Genomic DNA, 1,358 nt, shown 5'->3' with positions numbered 1-1,358 from the left:
GGCGCAGTGCCAGGTGCCGTCCGGCTGGCAGGCGCCCGGATGGGAGGCACCAGGGTGGCAGTCTCCCAACTGGCAGGCGCCGCCCCGCGCAGATCACGCTCCGGCGGGAGGGGGAGCGTCCTCGGTGCCGGGCGGCTCTGCAGAACCGCAGCAAGCCGGAGTGCCGAACGGCTGGCGTGCACCGGATGCCGCGTCCGCACCGCCGCCTGCGTGGGGCCCGCAGCGGAACGCCGGGGTGAAGGCGGCCGTGTTCGTCGGGTCGTTCCTGCTGTTCTTCGGCATAGCCGCGCTGCTGGCCGAGAACATCGACGGCATTGCGTGGTGGCAGTTCTGGCCGCTTGTCCTCGCCATCATCGGCATCGTGCAAATGGTGGTTCCTGGGCCGCCGGGCCACCGCATGATCCAGTTCGTGGACGGCCTCATGCTCTTCAGCTTGGGCAGCACGCTGCTGTTCTTCAGCCTGGGCTTGGTGGGGTGGGCGTCCTTGCAGCTCATGTTCCTGAACCTATGGCCGCTGCTGCTCATGATGGTGGGGTTCTTCATTATCGGCGGCGCGCTGCATGCGCCGTGGTGGACGTTGCTCGCGGGGCTGTGCTTCGTGGCGTTCTGCGTCCTGGGGATGCTGTGGTTCTCCGTGCCGGGGCCGAACGACCTCATTGTGCTCACGCTACCCTACGGCCGTGAGTTCGTCATCCCCTTCGAAGTGGGCGTCGCCGTGGTTCGCTAGCGCTGCCGCTTACCTCCCGTGCTTCGCCTACGGTCGCTTTGTTCGAAAAACGAACACGCGGGGAAGATGCATGATCACCTGCGCATCTGCGGCTTCCTTGTTTGTCAAGCGAACAAAACGTGGAGGCCGTCTCCACACTTTTTTGCTCCCGTAGGGCCCCATGGGCTAAAATACACCTCGACAAAACAGCATATCGGCCCTTCGGCAGCAACCACCCCTCATAATCTACCACGCTGTCACCGCTTCGGCGGCCTGGTCGTGCGCTGTTCATTGAAAGGTAACCAAGGTTTGACTGACAGACGATACAAGCAGCGGAAGTCGAGCATTGTCGCGAAGATCGCGGCGGTCGGGTGCGCGTCCATCGTGCTCGCCGGGTGCATCGGCTTCGGCATTGCCTCCGCAGGCGGCAGCGCGCAGGAAGTTGACGCGTTCGGCATCGATGCCTTGAGCGCCCCTGTGTCCGAGGCCGATACTGCAACGTTCGCCGAGAACGCGACCGATTCCTCCGCGCGCGAGGCCACGGTGCTTGCCAGCACGGCGAAGCGCGACATCTCCAAGGGCATCGAGGCCATCGAGGCCGAGGAGGAAGCCGCCCGCATCGCCGCCGAGGAGGCCGCTCGTGCCGAGGAGG

The 1,358-nt window shown here is 65.3% G+C and carries 1 protein-coding gene and 1 pseudogene; both read left to right on the top strand.

What is annotated here, in order from left to right; genetic code table 11:
* The first annotated feature begins 235 nt into the window (after positions 1–235).
* Positions 236–727, top strand: coding sequence for a hypothetical protein (locus tag GPA_RS05275; RefSeq protein WP_049784022.1), 492 nt, complete (start codon positions 236–238; stop codon positions 725–727).
* A gap of 288 nt (positions 728–1,015) precedes the next feature.
* A pseudogene (locus GPA_RS18935) lies at positions 1,016–1,358 on the top strand (CMP-2-keto-3-deoxyoctulosonic acid synthetase); the annotation flags it as partial.

Origin of the sequence: Gordonibacter pamelaeae 7-10-1-b (genome assembly GCF_000210055.1) — a bacterium.
Taxonomy (GTDB): Bacteria; Actinomycetota; Coriobacteriia; order Coriobacteriales; family Eggerthellaceae; genus Gordonibacter; species Gordonibacter pamelaeae.
The sequence above is the reverse complement of the archived record's forward strand: the minus strand, read 5'-3'. Positions and strand labels throughout refer to the sequence as shown.